The organism is Streptomyces sp. NPDC037401 (assembly GCF_055602345.1).
Window position 1 is genome coordinate 35,093 of record NZ_JBVJWO010000050.1, and the last position, 18,304, is coordinate 53,396.

Annotated in this window: 17 protein-coding genes and 1 pseudogene; 11 read left to right on the top strand and 7 right to left on the bottom strand. The window is 75.0% G+C overall.

Features of this window, described 5'->3' with window-relative positions:
* The first annotated feature begins 155 nt into the window (after positions 1–155).
* The 3 genes from ACZ7H1_RS34585 (at position 156) to ACZ7H1_RS34595 (ending at position 2,995) form a co-directional block, all read left to right on the top strand.
* Positions 156–983 (top strand): inositol monophosphatase family protein, encoded by an 828-nt coding sequence (locus tag ACZ7H1_RS34585; RefSeq protein ID WP_470792160.1) that lies wholly within the window; start codon positions 156–158, stop codon positions 981–983.
* 69 nt (positions 984–1,052) lie between these two features.
* On the top strand, positions 1,053–2,477 hold the full coding sequence (locus ACZ7H1_RS34590) for a phytoene desaturase family protein (protein ID WP_470792162.1): 1,425 nt from the start codon (positions 1,053–1,055) through the stop codon (positions 2,475–2,477).
* Positions 2,474–2,995 carry an O-acetyl-ADP-ribose deacetylase gene (locus ACZ7H1_RS34595; RefSeq protein WP_470792164.1) on the top strand — a complete coding sequence of 174 codons (522 nt, stop codon included), beginning with the start codon at positions 2,474–2,476 and terminating at the stop codon, positions 2,993–2,995. The genes ACZ7H1_RS34590 and ACZ7H1_RS34595 overlap by 4 nt, the downstream gene beginning before the upstream one ends.
* A 93-nt stretch (positions 2,996–3,088) precedes the next feature.
* Here the strand turns inward: ACZ7H1_RS34595 and ACZ7H1_RS34600 are convergent, their stop codons facing one another.
* The 3 genes from ACZ7H1_RS34600 to ACZ7H1_RS34610 form a co-directional block, all read right to left on the bottom strand.
* Positions 3,089–3,790 carry an NADPH-dependent F420 reductase gene (locus tag ACZ7H1_RS34600; protein WP_470792166.1) on the bottom strand — a complete coding sequence of 234 codons (702 nt, stop codon included), beginning with the start codon at positions 3,788–3,790 and terminating at the stop codon, positions 3,089–3,091.
* Positions 3,791–3,797: 7 nt separating this feature from the next.
* Positions 3,798–3,956 carry a hypothetical protein gene (locus ACZ7H1_RS34605; RefSeq protein WP_470792168.1) on the bottom strand — a complete coding sequence of 53 codons (159 nt, stop codon included), beginning with the start codon at positions 3,954–3,956 and terminating at the stop codon, positions 3,798–3,800.
* A gap of 172 nt (positions 3,957–4,128) precedes the next feature.
* Positions 4,129–5,280 carry a glycerate kinase gene (locus tag ACZ7H1_RS34610; protein ID WP_470792170.1) on the bottom strand — a complete coding sequence of 384 codons (1,152 nt, stop codon included), beginning with the start codon at positions 5,278–5,280 and terminating at the stop codon, positions 4,129–4,131.
* A gap of 142 nt (positions 5,281–5,422) precedes the next feature.
* Here ACZ7H1_RS34610 and ACZ7H1_RS34615 point away from each other — a divergent pair.
* From ACZ7H1_RS34615 to ACZ7H1_RS34625, 3 genes and pseudogenes are all read left to right on the top strand, one after another.
* A pseudogene (locus ACZ7H1_RS34615) lies at positions 5,423–7,124 on the top strand (BCCT family transporter).
* A complete protein-coding gene (locus ACZ7H1_RS34620; protein WP_470792172.1) occupies positions 7,121–8,374 on the top strand; it encodes an ADP-ribosylglycohydrolase family protein in 1,254 nt (417 codons plus the stop codon). Before ACZ7H1_RS34615 ends, ACZ7H1_RS34620 begins: the two are co-directional and overlap by 4 nt.
* A complete protein-coding gene (locus ACZ7H1_RS34625; RefSeq protein WP_470792174.1) occupies positions 8,371–8,862 on the top strand; it encodes an NUDIX domain-containing protein in 492 nt (163 codons plus the stop codon). Before ACZ7H1_RS34620 ends, ACZ7H1_RS34625 begins: the two co-directional genes overlap by 4 nt.
* 23 nt (positions 8,863–8,885) lie before the next feature.
* Here ACZ7H1_RS34625 and ACZ7H1_RS34630 read toward each other — a convergent pair whose 3' ends face one another.
* The 4 genes from ACZ7H1_RS34630 to ACZ7H1_RS34645 all read right to left on the bottom strand — a co-directional run bounded on the left by ACZ7H1_RS34630 (position 8,886) and on the right by ACZ7H1_RS34645 (position 13,155).
* Positions 8,886–9,398 (bottom strand): methylated-DNA--[protein]-cysteine S-methyltransferase, encoded by a 513-nt coding sequence (locus ACZ7H1_RS34630; protein WP_470792176.1) that lies wholly within the window; start codon positions 9,396–9,398, stop codon positions 8,886–8,888.
* Positions 9,399–9,515: 117 nt separating this feature from the next.
* Positions 9,516–10,991: an AlkA N-terminal domain-containing protein gene (locus tag ACZ7H1_RS34635; RefSeq protein ID WP_470792178.1), complete on the bottom strand. Its 1,476-nt coding sequence runs from the start codon at positions 10,989–10,991 to the stop codon at positions 9,516–9,518.
* Positions 10,992–11,085: 94 nt separating this feature from the next.
* A complete protein-coding gene (locus tag ACZ7H1_RS34640; protein ID WP_470792180.1) occupies positions 11,086–11,901 on the bottom strand; it encodes a hypothetical protein in 816 nt (271 codons plus the stop codon).
* A gap of 60 nt (positions 11,902–11,961) precedes the next feature.
* Entirely contained in the window at positions 11,962–13,155 is a 1,194-nt protein-coding gene (locus tag ACZ7H1_RS34645) for a PucR family transcriptional regulator (RefSeq protein ID WP_470792182.1), read from the bottom strand.
* 176 nt (positions 13,156–13,331) lie between these two features.
* On the opposite strand from ACZ7H1_RS34645, the gene ACZ7H1_RS34650 reads away from it, so the two are divergent.
* The 5 genes from ACZ7H1_RS34650 to ACZ7H1_RS34670 are packed head-to-tail and all read left to right on the top strand — an operon-like array spanning position 13,332 to position 18,174.
* Positions 13,332–14,114 carry an ABC transporter ATP-binding protein gene (locus ACZ7H1_RS34650; protein WP_470792184.1) on the top strand — a complete coding sequence of 261 codons (783 nt, stop codon included), beginning with the start codon at positions 13,332–13,334 and terminating at the stop codon, positions 14,112–14,114.
* On the top strand, positions 14,102–14,920 hold the full coding sequence (locus tag ACZ7H1_RS34655) for an ABC transporter ATP-binding protein (protein ID WP_470792186.1): 819 nt from the start codon (positions 14,102–14,104) through the stop codon (positions 14,918–14,920). The genes ACZ7H1_RS34650 and ACZ7H1_RS34655 overlap by 13 nt, the downstream gene beginning before the upstream one ends.
* The gene (locus tag ACZ7H1_RS34660) at positions 14,917–15,807 is read left to right on the top strand and encodes a branched-chain amino acid ABC transporter permease (RefSeq protein ID WP_470792188.1); all 891 of its coding nucleotides are present in this window, start codon (positions 14,917–14,919) and stop codon (positions 15,805–15,807) included. The genes ACZ7H1_RS34655 and ACZ7H1_RS34660 overlap by 4 nt, the downstream gene beginning before the upstream one ends.
* Positions 15,800–16,906: a branched-chain amino acid ABC transporter permease gene (locus tag ACZ7H1_RS34665; protein WP_470792189.1), complete on the top strand. Its 1,107-nt coding sequence runs from the start codon at positions 15,800–15,802 to the stop codon at positions 16,904–16,906. Before ACZ7H1_RS34660 ends, ACZ7H1_RS34665 begins: the two co-directional genes overlap by 8 nt.
* Before the next feature lie 32 nt (positions 16,907–16,938).
* Positions 16,939–18,174, top strand: coding sequence for an ABC transporter substrate-binding protein (locus ACZ7H1_RS34670; protein WP_470792192.1), 1,236 nt, complete (start codon positions 16,939–16,941; stop codon positions 18,172–18,174).
* Positions 18,175–18,304: the final 130 nt, after the last annotated feature.

Consider the following 18,304-nt stretch of genomic DNA (forward strand, 5'->3'; position numbering starts at 1 on the left):
CCCCTCCCCCTCCCCCCTCCATACAGGGCACCGACGACCCAACACCCCCCCCCCCCCCCCCCCCCCCCCCCCCCCCCCCCCCCCCCCCCCTTCGCCGTTTCCGGGATCGGCCGCCGCCGGTGTGGTGCGTGCCCCGTCCGTGATGTGATGGGGGCATGATCGAACAATTTCTGGCACGCGGCCTGTCCGACGTCGAGGAAGCCGTCCGCAAGGCGGCGGCGGTCGAGATCATGCCGAGGTTCCGGCAGCTCGCCGAGCACGAGGTCGACGAGAAGAGCGGTCCGCACGACCTGGTGACCGTCGCCGACCGCAAGGCCGAGGAGCACCTCACCGCCTCCCTCACCAAGCTGCTGCCCGGCTCCGTCGTGGTCGGCGAGGAGGCCGTCCACGCCGATCCCGCCGTGTACGGCGCCCTGCGCGAGGACGCGCCGGTGTGGATCGTGGACCCCGTCGACGGCACCCGGCAGTTCGTGCACGGCGAGCCCGCCTTCTGCACGCTCGTCGCGCTGGCGCAGCGCGGCGAGATCCTCGCCTCGTGGACGTACGCCCCCGCGCTCGAGGAGCTGGCGACCGCGGTCCGCGGCGGCGGCTCGTACGTCAACGGGCAAGCGATCCGCAGCGGTTCGCCGGAGCCCGGCGCCGAGCTGCGGGTCGCCACCGCCCACCCGCTCTACACGAGCGAGGAGGAGAAGCGGACGCTGGCGCGGCTGCAGGTACCGGGGGTGGCTCCGCGGGCGTGCGGCTCGGCCGGGCTGGAGTACCTGAAGGTCGCCCGCGGCGCGATGGACGCGCTCGCCTTCAACTGGCCCTCGGCCTGGGACCACGCCGCGGGCCTGCTGCTGGTCGCGGAGGCGGGCGGTGCGCAGACCACCATCGCGGGCGAGCCGTTCCGGATCGACCGGGACAACGCCCTGCCGTTCGCGGTCGCCCGGGACCTGGCCACCGCCGAGCGGATCCGGGACCTGCTGCGCGGCGGAGCTTAGAGCCCCTCGAGCGGGGCGCCCTATCCTGGGACCGAGGCCAGTGCCGCCGGCAGACGAAGGAGTCCGAAGGTGCCGTCGATTCTCGATGCGGTCGTCGTGGGGGCCGGTCCCAATGGGCTGACGGCCGCCGTCGAACTGGCCAGACGCGGATTCTCCGTCGCGCTGTTCGAGGCGGCGGAGAAGGTCGGCGGGGGAGCCCGCACCGACGAGCTCACCCTGCCCGGCTACCGGCACGACCCGTGCTCGGCCGTGCACCCGCTGGGCGCGGGCTCGCCGGTGTTCAAGACCATGCCCCTGGAGCGCTACGGCCTGGAGTGGCTGCACGCCCCGCTGCCGATGGCGCACCCCTTCGACGACGGCACCGCCGCCGTCCTGTCCCGGTCGGTCGCCGAGACCGCGGCGTCCTTCGGGCCGCGGGACGCGGGGACGTACCGGCGGTTGGTCGCGCCGTTCCTCGGCCGGTGGGACACCCTCGCCCGCGACTTCATGTCGCTGCCGGCCACGGCGCTGCCGCGGGACCCGGTCACCCTGGCCCGGTTCGGCCTGGCCGGGCTGCCGCCGTCGACCTGGCTGCTGCGCCGGTTCCGCGACGAACCCGCCCGCGCGCTGTTCGCGGGCCTCGTCGCCCACGTCATCGCACCCCTCAACGGCATCGGCACCGGAGCGGTCGGCCTGGTGTTCGCGCTCGCCGCACACGAGGGCGGCTGGCCGATGCCGCGCGGCGGCTCGCAGTCGGTCTCGGACGCGCTGGCCGCCTATCTCAAGGACCTCGGCGGGCAGATCCACACCGATTTCGAGGTCAAGCGGCTCGACGACCTCCCGCCCGCCCGCGCGTACGTCTTCGACACCTCGCCCACGGCCCTGGCCCGGATCGCCGGGCTGGGCCGCTTCTACGACGGCTACCGCTACGGCGCCAGCGTCTTCAAGCTCGACTACGCCCTGTCGGGGCCGGTGCCCTGGACGGCGCCGGAGGCCCGCCGGGCCGGTACCGTCCAGGTCGGGCCGCGGCTGCGGGACATCGACGCGGCCCTCCAGCTGGCCTCGGGCGGCCGCGCCCCGCGCGCCCCCTTCCTGATCACCGCGCAGCCCAGCCTGATGGACCCCTCCCGGGCCCCGGAGGGCAAGCACGTCTTCTGGGCGTACGGACACGTCCCGCACGGCTGGGACGGCGACCTCACCGACGCGGTGGAGCGGCAGCTCGAACGCTTCGCCCCGGGCTTCCGCGACCTGGTCCTGGCCCGTGCCACGGCCGGCCCGCCCCAGCTCGCCCTGCACAACCCGAACTACGTCGGCGGCGACATCGCCTGCGGGGCCGCCTCCGGCCTCCAGCTGCTGATCCGCCCCCGGATCTCGCTGCGCCCGTACGCCACGCCGCACCCCGCCGTCTTCATCTGCTCCTCGGCGACCCCGCCGGGCCCGGGCGTCCACGGCATGTCGGGCCACAACGCCGCCAAGGCCGTCTGGCGCCGGCTGCGCGGGGAGGGCGCCCGGTGAACCGCGCCAGGCTCGTCCTCGTACAGGGGGACATCACCGAGCAGGACGTGGACGCGGTGGTCAATGCCGCCAACTCCTCGCTGCTGGGCGGCGGAGGAGTCGACGGCGCGATCCACCGCCGCGGCGGACCCGACATCCTCGCCGACTGCCGCCGCCTGCGCGCCTCGCACTACGGCCGCGGCCTGCCCACCGGCCGCGCCGTCGCCACCACGGCCGGCCGCCTCCCTGCCCGCTGGGTGATCCACACCGTCGGCCCGGTCTGGTCGGCCGCGGAGGACCGCTCGGAGCTGCTCGCCTCCTGCTACCGGGAGTCCCTGCGGGTGGCGGACGGACTGGGCGCGCGCACGGTCGCCTTCCCCGCAGTGTCCACCGGCGTCTACGGCTGGCCGATGGACGACGGCGCCCGGATCGCCGTGGAGACGGTCCGGGCGGCCGACACGTCCGTGGAGGAGGTCCGGTTCGTCCTCTTCGACGAGCGGGCGTACGCGGCCTTCGCGGCCCGGGTGTCCGCGCCGTGACCCCGGCCGCGCCGTGACCCCGGCCGCGCCGTGACCCCGGCCGCCCCGTGACCCCGGCCGCCCCGTGACGCCGGAGCGAGGTGCGCGGTGCGGTCAGCGGCCGGCCGGGCGCTCGGCCCGGGCGAGCGCGGCCCTCAGCGCGGCCGCGTCCGCGGTGCGCCCCGGGTCACCGGCCCCGACGCCGCGCCCCTTCGGGTCCTTCGCGTACGGGACGACGTACGCGGGCGTGTCGCGCTGGAAGCGCCAGCTCTCGGCGAGGGTGCCCGCATCGACGCTGTCGAAGCCGAGCCGGTCGAGGAGCGCGGCCGCGGACTCCTTCGCCGCCGGGTCGTCGCCCGCGATCGGCAGGGCCGACCGGTCGGGCGCGCCCGCGGGGCGGGCGAGGGCCCGCAGGTGGACGAACCAGATGTTGTTGAACGCCTTGACGACCCTGGACTGCGCGAGGTGGTCCTGTACGAGCGAGCTGGTGGTGGTCTCCTCCGCGTCCAGTGCGGGGAAGACGCCGTCGCGCTCCGGGTAGTAGTTGAGCGTGTCGAGTACGACCTTCCCCGCGAGCGCGGCTGCGGGAAGGCCGGCGTAACGGCCCAGCGGGACGGTCGCCACGACCCAGTCGCCCGCGGCCGCCGCCTCGGCGGGCGTGGCCGCGCGGGCCCGCGGGCCGAGCTCGGCCACCAGTCCGTCCAGGGTCCTGGGGTCGCGGGAGTTGCTGAGCACGACGTCCAGTCCGGCGTCGACGCCGAGCCGGGCCAGGGTGCCGCCGATGTTGCCGCTGCCGATGAGTCCGAGAGTCGCCATGCCGGCATCAAGCGCCGGGCCCCCGCCGAGTATTCCGCCCGCGGACCGCGTCGGCGCCGTGCTCCCGCTTCTGACGGGTGCGGCCGTACGCGTACAGCGCCGCCACCAGGAGCGACAGGGCGCACCAGGCGGCGAGGACGGTGCCGATCCAGCCGAGCACGCTCATCGCCGCCCCCGTCCCGTCGCCTCGGTCACGAAGGTGGGATACCCGGTCGCGGGCTCCCGTATTTCATGATCGACACCCATGGCCCGAACGTGTCACGGCATACGGAAACCTCCTCCCCGGCATGCCGGGGAGGAGGTTTCGCACACGTATCGGAGTCGGCGCTCCGCGTGGATCAGAGCACGTCGGCGGCGATGTTGCGGGCCACCTGCTCCAGCAGCGGGCCGGCGTTCGCGATGCACTTCGCCGTGTCGGGCTCGATCCCGGTGAGCGGGTACGCACGCCGGATGCCGGCCGCCTGGAGGGCCTCCGGGCTCAGGGCCAGGCGGCCGCAGACGGCTACGACCTCCTTGCCCGCCGCGCGCGCGGCCGAGGCCACGCCCGCCGGGGCCTTGCCGTGCAGGGTCTGCTCGTCGAGCGAGCCCTCGCCGGTGATCACCAGCGTGGCCCGCTCCAGCGCGGGGGCGAAGCCCAGGACGTCGAGCATCAGCTCGATGCCGGGGCGGAAGCTCGCGCCGAGGCCGACCAGCGCGCCGTAGCCGATGCCGCCCGCGCCGCCCGCACCCGGGGCGGCCGCGCACTCGGCGGCCTTGGGGCCGATGGCCTTCTCCAGCACGGCGACGTAGTGCGACAGCGCCGCGTCGAGGGTCGCGACGTCCTCGGGCGACGCGCCCTTCTGCGGGCCGTAGACCGCCGGGGCGCCCTTCGGGCCGGTCAGCGGGTTGTCCACGTCGCTCGCGAGGACCAGCTCGACCCCGGCGAACCGCGGGTCGAGGCCGGACAGGTCCGCGGAGGCCAGGTCCGCGAGCGGCCCGCCGCCCGGGCCCACAGGCTCGCCGTCGGCGTCCAGGAACACCGCGCCCAGCGCGGCCAGCATGCCCGCGCCGCCGTCGGTGGTGGCGCTGCCGCCCACGCCGAAGACGATCGAGGTGGCGCCCGCGTCCAGCGCGGCCCGCAGCAGCTCGCCTGAGCCGTAGGTGGTCGAGGTCAGCGGGGCGAACACGCCCTTGGGGAGCAGCTGCAGCCCGGAGGCCTCGGCCATCTCCACGACCGCGGTGCCGTCGCGCAGGGCGAAGGCCGCGGTGACCTGCTCGCCGAGCGGGCCGGTGACCCGGACCTCCCGGCGCTCGAATCCGGCCGCCACGGCGGCCGCGACCGTCCCGTCGCCGCCGTCCGCGACGGGAAGGGTCTCGACCTCCACGCCGGGGACCGCGGCCTTGAGCCCGGCCGTCACCCGCTCCGCGACCTGCACGGCCGTGAGCGAGCCCTTGAATTTGTCCGCGGCGATGAGTACGCGCGCGGCCTCAGTTACTGCTCCGTCCGTCACCTTGCTGATCCCTTGCTATCGAACGTGCAGTCGCGCCACCACGAGACTATCCGGAGGATCCTCCTATGCCCATGGGTGCCCTGGGTCACACCCGGCGTGCCACTCCGCAAAATGGTGATATTCACCCCCATAGTGGGTCCGCATGAGCGCGGAATCGCTGGAACACTCACCCCCGGGCACCCCGCCCGGAGGACCTGAGGAGGGTTCGCCCGACCGTACGGTGGTCACCGCCGGGATCGCCGCGGTGCTCGCGGTGGTCGCCTGGGCCGCGCTCGCCAAGGGATCCTTCGACTCGGCCTCCAGCACCGCGCTGACCTGGGTGCTCGCCAATTTCGCCTGGCTGTTCGTGATCGCCGCCGACGTCTTCCTCGTGATGTGCGTGGTCCTCGCCGTCAGCCGCTTCGGCCGCATCCGGCTGGGCGCGGACGACTCGGAACCGGAGTTCGGCAACCTCGCCTGGATCGCGATGATGTTCAGCGCCGGCATGGGCATCGGCCTACGGCGTCGGCGAGCCGCTCCAGCACTACGTCTCGCCGCCGCCCGCGAGCGGCGCCGCACCGCAGAGCGGCGCCGCGGCCCGTGCGGCGCTCGAGTACTCCTTCTTCCACTGGACGCTGACCCCGTGGGCCATCTACGGCATCGCGGGCCTCGCCCTCGCGTACGCGACCTTCCGCAAGCGCCGCGGCAACAGGCTGAGCTCGCCGTTCGTCCCCCTCATCGGCGAGCGCCGGGCGGACGGCTGGCAGGGCAAGGCCGTCGACCTGCTCGCGGTGTTCGCCACCGTCTTCGGCACCGCGACCAGCCTGGGCCTCGGCGCCCTCCAGGTCGCCGAGGGACTGAGCATCACCGCGGGCGTCGAGGACTCCACCGCCGTGGAGCTGATCATCATCGCCTCGCTCTCGGCGGCCTTCGTGCTGTCGGCCTTCTCCGGGCTGCACAAGGGCGTGAAGTGGCTGAGCACCATCAACATCGTGCTGGCCGCCGCCCTGATGTCCTTCGTCTTCCTCCTCGGCCCCACGGTCTACATCCTCGACGTGATCCCGGCGAGCGTGGGCGGCTACCTGCACGAGCTGCTGCCCATGGCCAGCCGCACCGGGGCCTTCACGGACAGTGCCTGGCTGGGCGCCTGGACGATCTTCTACTGGGCCTGGTGGCTGTCCTGGGCACCCTTCGTCGGCACCTTCATCGCCCGGATCTCCCGCGGCCGCACCATCCGCGAGTTCCTCGTCGGCGTGCTGCTCGTGCCCAGCGGCGCCACCGTCGTCTGGTTCTGCGTGATGGGCGGCACCGCCATCCGGCTCGACTCCACCGGCGCCGCCGACATGGCGGCCAAGGTCAAGGACGGCGCGGAGGCCTCGCTCTTCGCGATGCTCGACGCGCTGCCGCTGGGCACCGTGACCTCGTACGTGGCGATGGTCCTGGTCATGACGTACTTCGTGACGAGCGCCGACTCCGCCTCGCTGGTCATGGGCTCCCTCACCAGCCGGGGCTCGCTGCACCCGCCGACCTGGCTGGTGGTCACCTGGGGCGTGCTGATGGCCGCGGTGGCGGCCGTCCTGCTCGTCGCGGGCGGACTGAAGTCGCTCCAGACCGCGACCATCCTGGTCGCCCTGCCGTTCGTCGTCGTGATGCTCCTGCTGTGCTGGGCACTGGTGAAGGAACTGCGCCAGGACCCCGGTGCGGGCCCCGCCCGGCACCCCGCGCTGCACGGCCTGCGCGACGCGGTCACGGCGATGGTCGGCGACGCGATCACCGAGCAGGGCGCCACCCGGCACCCGCGGCTGCGCCGGGTGGCCGAATCCCGCCGGGACCGTGAGGACCCGGGGGGTACACCTCAGGCATGACCGAGCCCCCCGGCGACCCGGACCTGCGCCCCCCGGACCTGCGCCCCCCGGACCTGCGCCCCCCGGACCTGCGCCCCCCGGACCTGCGTACGCCGCCCTCCCGCCCCGCCGACCCGGCACGCTCCGGTCCCGTCCTCCCCGAGGCGGTCCTCGCCGACCGGATCCTCGGCGGCTGGCTCGGCCGCATCGCCGGCAACATGCTCGGCAAGCCCGTCGAGCGCGGCGACCACTGGACGCGCGCCCGCATCGACTCCTACCTGCGGCGGGCGGACGCGCTCCCGCTGGAGGACTACCTCCCGCCGCCGGACGCCCTCGAACCGCCCGCCGCACCCGGCGAGTTCGAGCTCCGCCCGGAGTGGCCGCAGTGCGTGCGCGGAGCCGTGCACGGCAGCTGCCGGGACGACGACGTGGACTGGTCCCTGCTCGTCCTGCGGCTGCTGGAGACCCACGGCCCCGGGTTCAGCACCGAGCAGGTGGGCGAGCAGTGGCTGCTCGGGCTGCCGTACCTGACGACGTTCACTGCCGAGCGGGCCGCCTACCGCAACCTCGCCAACGGCCTGCGCCCGCCGCTGACCGCCACCTGCGACAACCCCTACCAGGAGTGGATCGGGGCCCTCATCCGCGCCGACGTGTACGGCTGGACCTCGCCCGGCGACCCGCGCCGCGCCGCTTCCCTGGCCCGCCGGGACGCCGTGCTCTCCCACACCGGCAACGGCGTGTACGCCGCCATGTGGGCGGCCGCCGTGATCGCCGCCGCCTTCACCGCGGCCGGCCCGCGCGAAGCCGTCGAGGCGGGACTCGCCCGCATCCCCGCCGGCAGCCGACTCGCCCGCCTCGTGCGGCACGTGGTCTCCCTGCACACCGCCGGTCTGGGCTGGGAGGACACCCTGACCGAGGTGGAGGCAGAGGCCGGCGGGCTGGGCTGGATCCACGCCGTGCCCAATGCGGGCGTCCTGACCGCCGGACTCCTCTACGGCGAGGGGGACTTCACCCGCACGATCGCCCTCACCGTGCGCGGAGGCCTGGACACGGACTCCAACGGCGCCACCGCCGGATCCGTCGCAGGCGTCCTGTGCGGGGCGGCCGCCCTCCCCGCACAGTGGACGACACCACTGGAGGACCGGGTGCGCAGCGCCGTGGCGGGCTTCGACGGCGCCTCGATCCGCGAACTGGCCGCCCGCACCCTCGAGATCGCGTCCCGCGGTCCGGGCCTGACGGCCCCCGGGCACCCCCTAGGCTGGACGGCGTGACCACGAGTGACTACGCCGCGTACATCGCAAGTCTGCCCCGGGTGCTGGCCGGGGCCGCCGCGCTCTTCCGCGACGACCAGGGACGGGTGCTGCTCGTCGAACCCAACTACCGCGAGGGCTGGGCCCTGCCCGGCGGCACCATCGAATCCGACCGGGGCGAGTCCCCGCGGCAGGCGGCCCGCCGCGAGACCGCCGAGGAGATCGGCCTCGACGTCCCCCTCGGCCGGCTGCTCGCCGTCGACTGGGTGCTCGGCACGGGCCGCCCGCCGCTCGTGGCGTACGTGTACGACGGCGGAGTGCTCGACCCGGCGCAGCTGGAGGCCGTCGCGCTCCAGGAGGAGGAGCTCGTCTCCTGGCGCCTGGTCCCGCCGACCGAGCTCACGACCTACCTGCTCGGCCCCCTCGGCCTGCGTACCGAGGCCGCGTACGAGGTCCTGGAGAACGGCGGCGGTCCGGTCGAGCTGGAGAACGGCCGCCCGGTCGCCTGACGCCGGGCCGGGGGCGCGTTCGCTCAGAAGAGCGACGCCGCCCCGGGCCGCACCCGCCCGCTCTCGAAGGCGAGCAGACGCTGCTTGCGGTCGAGGCCGCCGCCGTAGCCGGTCATGCTGCCGGAGGCACCGATGACGCGGTGGCACGGAACGATGATGCCGACCGGGTTCTTGCCGTTGGCCAGGCCCACCGCGCGGGAGGCGTTCGGCTTGCCCAGCCGCGCGGCCAGCTCGCCGTACGACCAGGTCTCGCCGTACGGGATCCGGACCAGCTGGTCCCAGACGCGGCGCTGGAAGTCCGTTCCCTCCAGCCGCAGCGGCAGGTCGAAGCCGGTGAGCTCGCCGGCGAAGTAGGCCGCGAGCTGGCGCGCGGCCTCGGCGAACGGCTCCTCCCCGGGGCCCACCCGGGTGCCGAAGGACTCCTCGGCGGGCCGGTGCCGCTGCTCGGTCATGTACAGGCCGCTGAGGACGCCTTCGGTGGAGACCAGGGTGAGCGGGCCGTACGGGCTGTCGATGACGGTGTGCTGGCGTTCCATGACGGGTGCTTTCTGTCGGTTCGGCGGCCCGGCCGTACGGGCGGTTCGGGCGGTTCGTGCAGGTCGGTCGGGTCGGGCGGTTCGGGCAGTCGATCGGGTCGGGCCCGGTAGGTCGGGTCAGGCGGGCAGGTGGTTCACCGGGTGGTCGTCCGTCGCCCACAGATACTGGACGGCGTACGCCCGCCAGGGCCGCCACAGCGCCGCACGGGCGGTCAGCGCGGCCGGGGTGTGCGGCAGCCCCATCCCCTGCGCGGCCCTGCGGACCCCCAGGTCGGAGGGGAGGAAGGCATCCGGGTCCCCGAGGGCGCGCATCGCGATCACCTCCACCGTCCAGGGGCCGAAGCCGGGCAGCTGGGCCAGCCCGGCGCGGGCCCGCTCCCAGTCGCTGTCGATCCCGAGCGTCAGCGAACCGTCCGCCAGGGCGCCGACGAGCGTGGTGAGGGTGGCCCGGCGGCTGCGGGGCAGGGCCACCGCCTCCGGGTCCAGTCCGGCCAGGGCCTGCGGGGACGGGAAGAGGTGCGTCAGCCCGCCCTCGGGGTCCTCGACGCGCTCTCCGTGCGCCGACACCAGGCGCCCGGCGTGGGTACGGGCCGCCGCCGTGGAGACCTGCTGGCCCAGCACGGCGCGCACCGCGAACTCCGCCGCGTCGACCGTACGGGGGACCCGGCGCCCCGGCGCCCGGTCCACGAGCGGGGCGAGCAGCGGGTCGGCCCGCAGCTGCTCGTCGACGGCCTCCGGGTCGGCGTCGAGGTCCAGCATCCAGCGGCAGCGGCTGATCGCGATGGTCAGGTCGCGCAGGTCCGTCAGGGCGAGCCGGCACTCGACGTGCCCCGGCCGGGGCGTCAGGGCGGCGACCCCGGTGCCGTACGGCAGCCGCAGCGTGCGCCGGTACGCACCGTCGCGCCACTCCTCCACCCCCGGTACGGCGGTCGCGGCGAGGTGCCCGAAGAGGTTCGACGGGTTCAGCGGGGCCCGGTACGGCAGCCGCAGCGAGAGCACCCCGGGCGTCTGCGCCAAGGCCGCGCGCCCCCGCCCGGAGCGGAGCCGCAGCTCGCTCGGGGACAGCGCGAACACCTCGCGGACCGTGTCGTTGAACGTGCGGATCGAGGAGAACCCGGCGGCGAACGCGACCTCCGCCATCGGCAGCCCGGAGGTCTCGATCAGCAGCCGCGCGGTCTGCGCCCGCTGCGCCCGGGCCAGGGCCAGCGGCCCGGCCCCGAGCTCGGCGTTCAGCTGCCGCTCGATCTGCCGCGTGGAGTAGCCGAGCCGCGCCGCGAGCCCCGGCACGCCCTCGCGGTCCACGACCCCGTCCCGGATCAGGCGCATGGCCCGGGCGACGGCGTCGGCGCGGGCGTTCCACTCGGGCGACCCCGGGCTGGTGTCCGGCCGGCAGCGCTTGCAGGCGCGGAACCCGGCCTGCTGGCAGGCGGCCGCGCTGGGCAGGAAGGTCATGTTCTCGACCTTGGGCGGTACGGCCGGGCAGCTGGGGCGGCAGTAGATCCGGGTGGTCAGGACGGCCGTGAAGAACCATCCGTCGAACCGGGAGTCCTTCGACTGCACGGCGCGCACGCAGCGCTCGGTATCGGTGTGCATGCCTCAAGGATCCGGCATGCCGGCAGCCACGGCTGGCGGTTTTCCGACATGGAGGTTCGCGGCCCGGTCCGCCCCGGGCAGCCCCTCCGTGGGCTCAGGGCCCGGACAGCCGGATGCTCCAGTTGCCGTCAGACGTCACCCCGAGATAGTAGGGGCCGGTGCCGTGCACACGGGTGCTCGCGGAGCCCGAGTGGTTCCCGGTGGCGTTGAAGGGCGCGTCCAGACGGGTGCCGTCGGCGCCCAGGACCCACACGATGAAGTTCCCGGTGCCCGTGGCGGTGGCCTTCAGCGCGAGCGTGCCGGCGACGTCGAACGGCCCTTCGAGCCGGTCGCCCCTGCCCGCGTACGTCACCGGCAGCGCGGCCGGCGCCTCGCCGCGCGGGTGGCTGATCCGGACGGTCCACGCCGCGTCGGCCACGACCTTCAGGTAGTACCCGGCCTCGCCCAGCGACTCCCCGCTGGTCCCGCGGTACGGCCCGATGGCATTGACCGGCACGGCCCGGACGCGCCCGGCGTCGTCGCGCACCTCGACGATGAAGTTCTGCGTGCACGCCGGGCACGACGACTCGAAGACCGCGAGCCCCGCCGGGCTGCCGAACCGCTTCGTCACCTGGTGGCCGGTCCCGGCGAACTCGACCGCGGAACCCTTCGCCGCTGTTGCCGAGGCCGTGGCCGCCGTCGTCCCGTCGGCCGTCGGCGACGGCGCGGGGGACTCGCCGCCCCGGTCGGACAGGATGCCGACGACCAGGATGACGGCGAAGGCGACGATCGCCCCGAGCGCGGCGGTCCGCAGCGGCCCGAGGCGCGCACCCGTCCGCAGCCGCCCGCCCTGCTCCCCGCTCAGCGGACCGCGCGGAGGCCCGGAGGGCCGCGGCCGCGGAATCCGCCCGCGTTTCCGGCGCTCCGTCATGACACCACGATGCCCCTTCCGGCCCCGCCCGCAATCCGACCGCCACCCTCCCCGGTCGCATCACTGGCCCGCAGCAGTCAGCCGGTACGCGTCCAGGGCCAGCGTCAGCGAGAGCAGGTCGCGGGGGCGGGAGAGGGAGCGGGAGGTGAGTTGCTCCAGGCGGCGCAGGCGGTTGAAGACGGTGTTGCGGTGGCAGTACAGGCGGGTCGCCGCCCGGCCCGCGGAGCCCTCCGCGGCGAGCCACGCGTCCAGGGTCTCCAGCAGCACCGCCCGGTCCGCCGGGTCGAGGTCCAGCAGCGGGCCCAGGACCGTGGCGACCAGCTCCGCGCCCAGATCGGGCTGATGGACCACCAGGGCGGTCGGCAGCCGGTCCGCGAGCCGGACCAGGGCGCGGTCCTGCGGGCCGCACGTGCGCAGGGCGGTCTCCGCGAAGCGGCGGGCCCGGCCCAGTTCCGCCAGCCCCGCCACGACCGGGCTCACCCCGCCCGGCCCGGGACACCGGTCGGACAGCGCCGCCACCAGCTCGGTGTCGGCGGCCCCGCCGAGCGAGACCACCGCCAGCTCGTGTTCCGTACGCATCCGCCAGAACAGCCGCATCCCACCGGCCGCCGAGATCCGGTGCAGCGGGTCCCGGCGGTCCACCGGCAGCACCACCACCGCGTACCGGCCCTGCTCGGGCAGGTCGAGCCCGGCCGCCGCGCGCGCCGCGAGCCCCGGCGTGCCGTCCCCGTCCAGCAGCGCGTCCAGCAGGGCCTGCACCCGCTCGTCGCTGCGCCGCCGCACCTCCAGCTCCGCGGTCCGGTACGCCTCCGCCGTCGCGGCCGCCTGCTGCTCGATCCCCGCCCACATGGCCCCCGCGGTCCGCGCCAGCACCTGCAGCGCGTCCGGGTCCTGCTCCGTCACGATCTCCAGCAGCGCGTCCCACATCAGCCGGCCCGCCCGCCGGTACGCGTACAGCAGCAGGTCCATCGGCAGACCCTGCTCGGCCCGCCGCCGGCCCAGCCGCTCCGCGTAGACGAGGTCCTTGCGCGGCGCGGACCGGCGGGCCGCGAACGCCTCGATGCCGTAGTGCATCGCCTCGCACACCTGCTGCCAGTGCTCGTCGCGCGGCACGGTCAGGTCGAACAGCGGCGAGTGCCCGGCGAGATCCTCCATCAGCTCGTCCGTGAGCTCCGGAACCCGGGCGGTCAGCACCCCGGCCGCGGTCAGCAGCACCGACCACTCCTCTTCCGTGCGCGTTCGACGGCCGCTCATGACCGGTGAGGATGCCACCCGCCGCCGGGCCGCGGCAGGGGGCGCGCCCCCATGTCTGTGCGCCTGCACAACCGCGCCGCACGCTCGCTGGTCATGCGCAGCGATTCCGCTTCCCGCCGTGGACGGGCCGCCCGCCCGGTGCTGGTGTGGGCGCCTGCACAACGGGAGGAGAATTCGTGGCTTCGCTGGAGGTGCGCGCGCTGTCCGTCGGTTACGGGCCGGTCCGGGCGCTGCGCTCCGTCTCACTGGACGTACCGGCCGGAGCGGTCGTCGTCGTGCTCGGCGGGAACGGCGCCGGCAAGTCGACCCTGCTCAGGGCCGTCTCACGGACCCTCGGATTCCACCGCGGATCCGTCACCGCGGGCTCCGTCACGCTCGACGGGCGGCGGCTGGACGGCACCGCCGCCGGGGCCGTCGCGGCGGGCGTGGTGCAGGTCCCCGAAGGGCGCCAGGTCTTCGCCCGGATGACCGTCGCCGACAACCTGCGCGCCGGGGCGCTCGGCGCCCGCGCCGGGAACCGCGCGCAGACCGCCCGCTCCCTCGCCCGCGTGCACGAGCTGTTCCCCGTCCTCGCCGACCGGGCCCGCCAGCGCGCCGGGCTGCTCTCCGGCGGCGAACAGCAGATGCTCGCCCTCGGCCGGGCCCTGATGGCCCGGCCCCGGCTGCTGCTCCTCGACGAGCCCTCGCTCGGCCTCGCCCCCAAGATGGCCGCGGTCATCGCCGAGACGGTCACCCGCATCAACGAGACCGGCACCTCCGTCCTGCTCGTCGAGCAGAACGCCGCCCTGGCACTGCGCCTGGCGTCCACCGCCTACGTCCTGGAGGTCGGCGAGGTCACGCTCGGCGGCCCGGCCGCGGAACTCGCCGCGTCCGACGAGGTGCGCCGCCGCTACCTGGGCATCACCGACGAGGGCCCGCCCGCGGCCGTGCCGCGCACCCTGGGCCGGTGGTCCGCGTGATCGCGCCCGCCGGCCCGCCCGCGCACGCCGTGCCCGTACCCGCCCTCGACGTCAGGGAGGTGACCGTCCGGTTCGCCGGGCTCACCGCCCTCGACGCCGTCTCCTTCACCGTCGAGCCCGGCAGCGTGCACGCCGTCATCGGCCCCAACGGAGCGGGCAAGTCCACCTGCTTCAACGTGCTCTCCGGGGTCTGCCGGGCCACCTCCGGCAGCGTCCGCTTCGGCAGCGACGAGCTCACCGGACTGGCGCCGCACGCCGTCGCCGCCCTCGGCGTCGCCCGCACCTTCCAGAACCTCGCCCTGCCCCCGCACGCCACCGTCGCCGACAGCCTGCTGCTCGGCCGCCACCGGCTCACCCGGGCCGGCTTCCTCGCCACCGGGCTCCGGCTGCCGTCCGCCGCCCGCGAGGAGCGCCGGCACCGCGAACGGGTCCGCGAGATCGCCGCCTTCACCGGAGTGGAGGCGGAGCTGGACCAGCCTGCGGGAGCCCTCCCGTACGGCAAGCAGAAACTCGTCGAACTCGCCCGGGCCCTGTGCATGGAACCCCGGCTGCTGCTCCTCGACGAACCCGTCGCCGGCATGACCGCGGACGAACGGCAGCGCACCGCCGCCGTCATCGCGGGCGTCCGCGACAGCCTCGGCATCTCGATCGTGCTGGTCGAACACGACATGGGGGTGGTGATGCGGCTCGCGGACGCGGTGACCGTACTCGACTTCGGACGAAGGATCGGCGGCGGGACCCCCGCCGCGGTGCAGCAGGACCCGGCGGTCGTGCGCGCCTACCTCGGCGAGGAGGACCCCGCGTGACCACGTTCCTGGAACTGCTGCTCGGCGGGTTGTCGATGGGCTCGGTGTACGCGCTCATCGCCCTCGGCTTCGTCGTCATCTTCAAGGCCACCGAAGTCGTCAACTTCGCCCACGCCTCGCTGCTGCTGGCCGGCGGCTGGGTGACCGCCGTGCTCCACGACGACATCGGCTTCTGGCCGGCCCTCGCCGCCGGCACCGGCGCCGCCGCGCTCACCGGCGCCGCCGTCGAGTTCCTGGTGATGCGCCGCCACCGCGGCCAGGACCAGAGCGTCCTGGCCATCGTCACCATCGGCGTCGACATCCTCCTCACCACCGACCTCACCCGCCGCATCGGCACCGACGTGCTGCCGCTCGGCGACCCCTGGGGCAGCGAGGTGGTCCGGATCGGCTCCGTCACCCTCGCCCAGACCCGCATCGCCGCCTTCGTCTCGGCGGCCCTCCTCATCACCGCCTTCCTCCTCGTCTTCCGGTACACCTCCTGGGGCGTGGCCATGCGGGCCGCCGCCGAACGCCCCGAGACCGCGGCCCTGATGGGCGTGCGCCTGGGCCGGGTCTCGCTCGCCGCCTGGGCGGTGGCCGGGGCGCTGGCCGCCGTGGCCGCCCTGTTCCTCACCGTCTTCCCCACCCCCGGCCTGGAGCGCGCCACCTCGCTCGCCGCCCTCAAGGCCTTCCCCGCGGCGATCCTCGGCGGCCTCGACTCCACCACGGGCGCGCTCGCCGGCGGCCTGATCGTCGGGGTCACGGAGGCCCTCGCCACCGGGTACCAGTCCCAGCTGGACTTCCTCGGCCGCGGGATCGGCGACCTCGCGCCGTACCTCGTGATGGTCCTGGTGCTGCTCGTGCGGCCCGCCGGACTGTTCGGCACGAAGGAGCCGGCCCGTGTCTGACACCGCTGCCGCCCCCGCCCCGGCCTCCGCCGCCGAGGCGGTCCCGCCCGCCCGTCCCGCCGCCCTGCGCACGGCCGCCTGGGCCGTCACCGCCGTCGTGCTCCTCGCCCTGCCCTTCTACCTCGACCGCTTCTGGCTCCAGGCGGGGCTGTTCGCGATGGCGGCCGCCATCGGCGCCATCGGCCTGAACCTCCTCACCGGCGCCACCGGCCAGCTCTCCATGGGCCACGCCTTCTTCCTCGCCGTCGGCGCCTACGGCTACTGCGTGCTGGCGGGGGAGAGCACCACGGAGAACGGCCACCGGCTCGCGGGCCTCGGCCTGCCCACCGGGGTCGCCGCCGTCCTCGCCGTCCTCCTCGCCGGCGCCGCCGGCGGGCTCTTCAGCCCCATCGCGGGCCGGCTGCGCGGCGCCTACCTCGGCATCGCCACCCTCGCGCTGATCTTCATCGGCCAGCACGTGCTGTTCAACGCCAGCGGCCTGACGGGCGGCTTCAACGGCCGCGCCGTACCCCCGCTGTCCCTCTTCGGCCTCACCTTCGACGACACCGAGCTGACCGTGGCCGCCGTGCCCTTCCAGTCCGCCGAGAAGCTCTGGTACGCGGCCCTGGCGGCCCTGCTGTGCTGCGCGCTGTTCGCCCGCGGGGTCCTGCGCGGGCGCCAGGGCCGGGCCATGAACGCCATCCGCGACCACCGCATCGCAGCCGGGGTGCTCGGCATCCCGGTGGCCCGGCTGCGGGCCTCCGTCTTCGTTCTGTCGTCGATGTACGCGGGGCTGGCCGGGGTGCTGCTGGCGCTGCTGTTCCAGCGGACCGTGCCCGAGTACTTCGGCATGGTCCTCGCCCTCGAGTACCTCGCCATGATCGTGATCGGCGGCCTCGGCTCGGTCGCGGGAGCCGTGACCGGCGCCGTGTTCGTCTCCCTGCTGCCCCAGCTCCTGACCCGCTACAGCGACGCGCTCCCGCTGGTCTCCGCCCCCGGCACGGGCGGCGTGTCCCCGGGCGAGGCCTCCCGCTACCTGTACGGCGCGGCCGTCGTCGTGGTCGTCCTGTTCCTGCCCGGTGGTCTGACCCGGCTCATCACAAGGGAGAAGAAGTCTTGAAGACAGTCGAGAAGCCAAGGTTCCGCGCGGCCGTGGCCGTCGCCCTCGTCACCTCGCTCGCCGTCGCGGGCTGCAGTGCCAAGGCCGGCCAGGACGGGAAGGACCGGCAGGACGCCTCCGGGGTGAAGACCGGCGACGGGGTCACCGCGAAGACCATCCCGCTCGGCGTGCTCACCGACATGACGGGGGTCTACGCCTCCCTCGGCAAGAGCGTCACCCAGGCCCAGCAGCTGTGGGCGAAGCAGACCAACGCCGCCGGCGGCATCTGCGGCCGCACGATCGAGCTGACCGTACGCGACCACGGCTACGACCCGCAGAAGGCGCTCGCCGCGTACACCGAGCTGGAGCCCCGGGTGCTGGGCTTCGCGCAGTTCATCGGCTCGCCGTTCGTCGCAGCCGTCAAGCAGCGCATCGACGGGCAGGACAAGGGCCTGGTGATCCCGCAGGCCTGGTCCGCGTCCCTGCTGGGCAGCGGCTCCATCCGGACGGTCGGAGCCACGTACGACATCGAGACGATCAACGCCGTCGGCTTCCTCCTCGACGAGAAGCGCATCGCGGAGGGCGACCGCATCGGGCACGTGTACTTCGAGGGGGACTACGGCGAGAACGCCCTCGCGGGGGCGAAGCACGCCGCCGCCGAGGCCGGGCTCACCGTCGTCGAACAGAAGATCAAGCCCACCGACAACGACATGTCCGCACAGGTCGCCGCCCTCAAGAGGGCCGGGGTCAAGGCCGTGCTGATCAGCGCGGGCCCGCGGCAGGCGGCCTCCCTGGTCGGGGTCGCGGCAGCGGGCGGCTGGAAGGTCCCCGTGATCGGAAACAACTCCGCCTTCGCCCCGCAGCTGCTCGCCACACCGGCCGGCCCCGCCCTGCTCGGCGACTACTACGTCGCCGCCTCCACCCTGCCCGTCGGAGACCCGGGCCAGGGGCCCGCCGCACTCGCCAAGGCCTACAAGGAGGCCTATCCGGCCGACGGGCTGGACAACGGCGTCGTGGCCGGCTGGACCGCCGCCTCCGTGTACGGGGAGGTGCTCAAGAAGGCCTGCGCCGACAAGGACCTCACCCGCGCGGGTGTCGGGCGCGCCCTGCTCACCCTCAAGAGCTACGGCAACGGCTTCGGCATCACGCACGACTTCTCCGACCCGAAGGCCCCCTCGACCCGGCAGAGCCTCATCCTCAAGCCGGACGGGCAGGCCCCGGGCGGCCTGAAGGTGGTCCGCCGGGCCGCGGCGGCCCCCGCCGCGGCCGCGTACACCCCGGGCGGGTAGCGGGCCCCGGGCGGGCCGGCGCGGACACGACGAAGGGCCCCGGGGGGGGGGGGGGGGGGGGGGGGGGGGGGGGGGGGGGGGGGGGGGGGGGGGGGGGGGGGGGGGGGGGGGGGGGGGGGGGGGGGGGGGG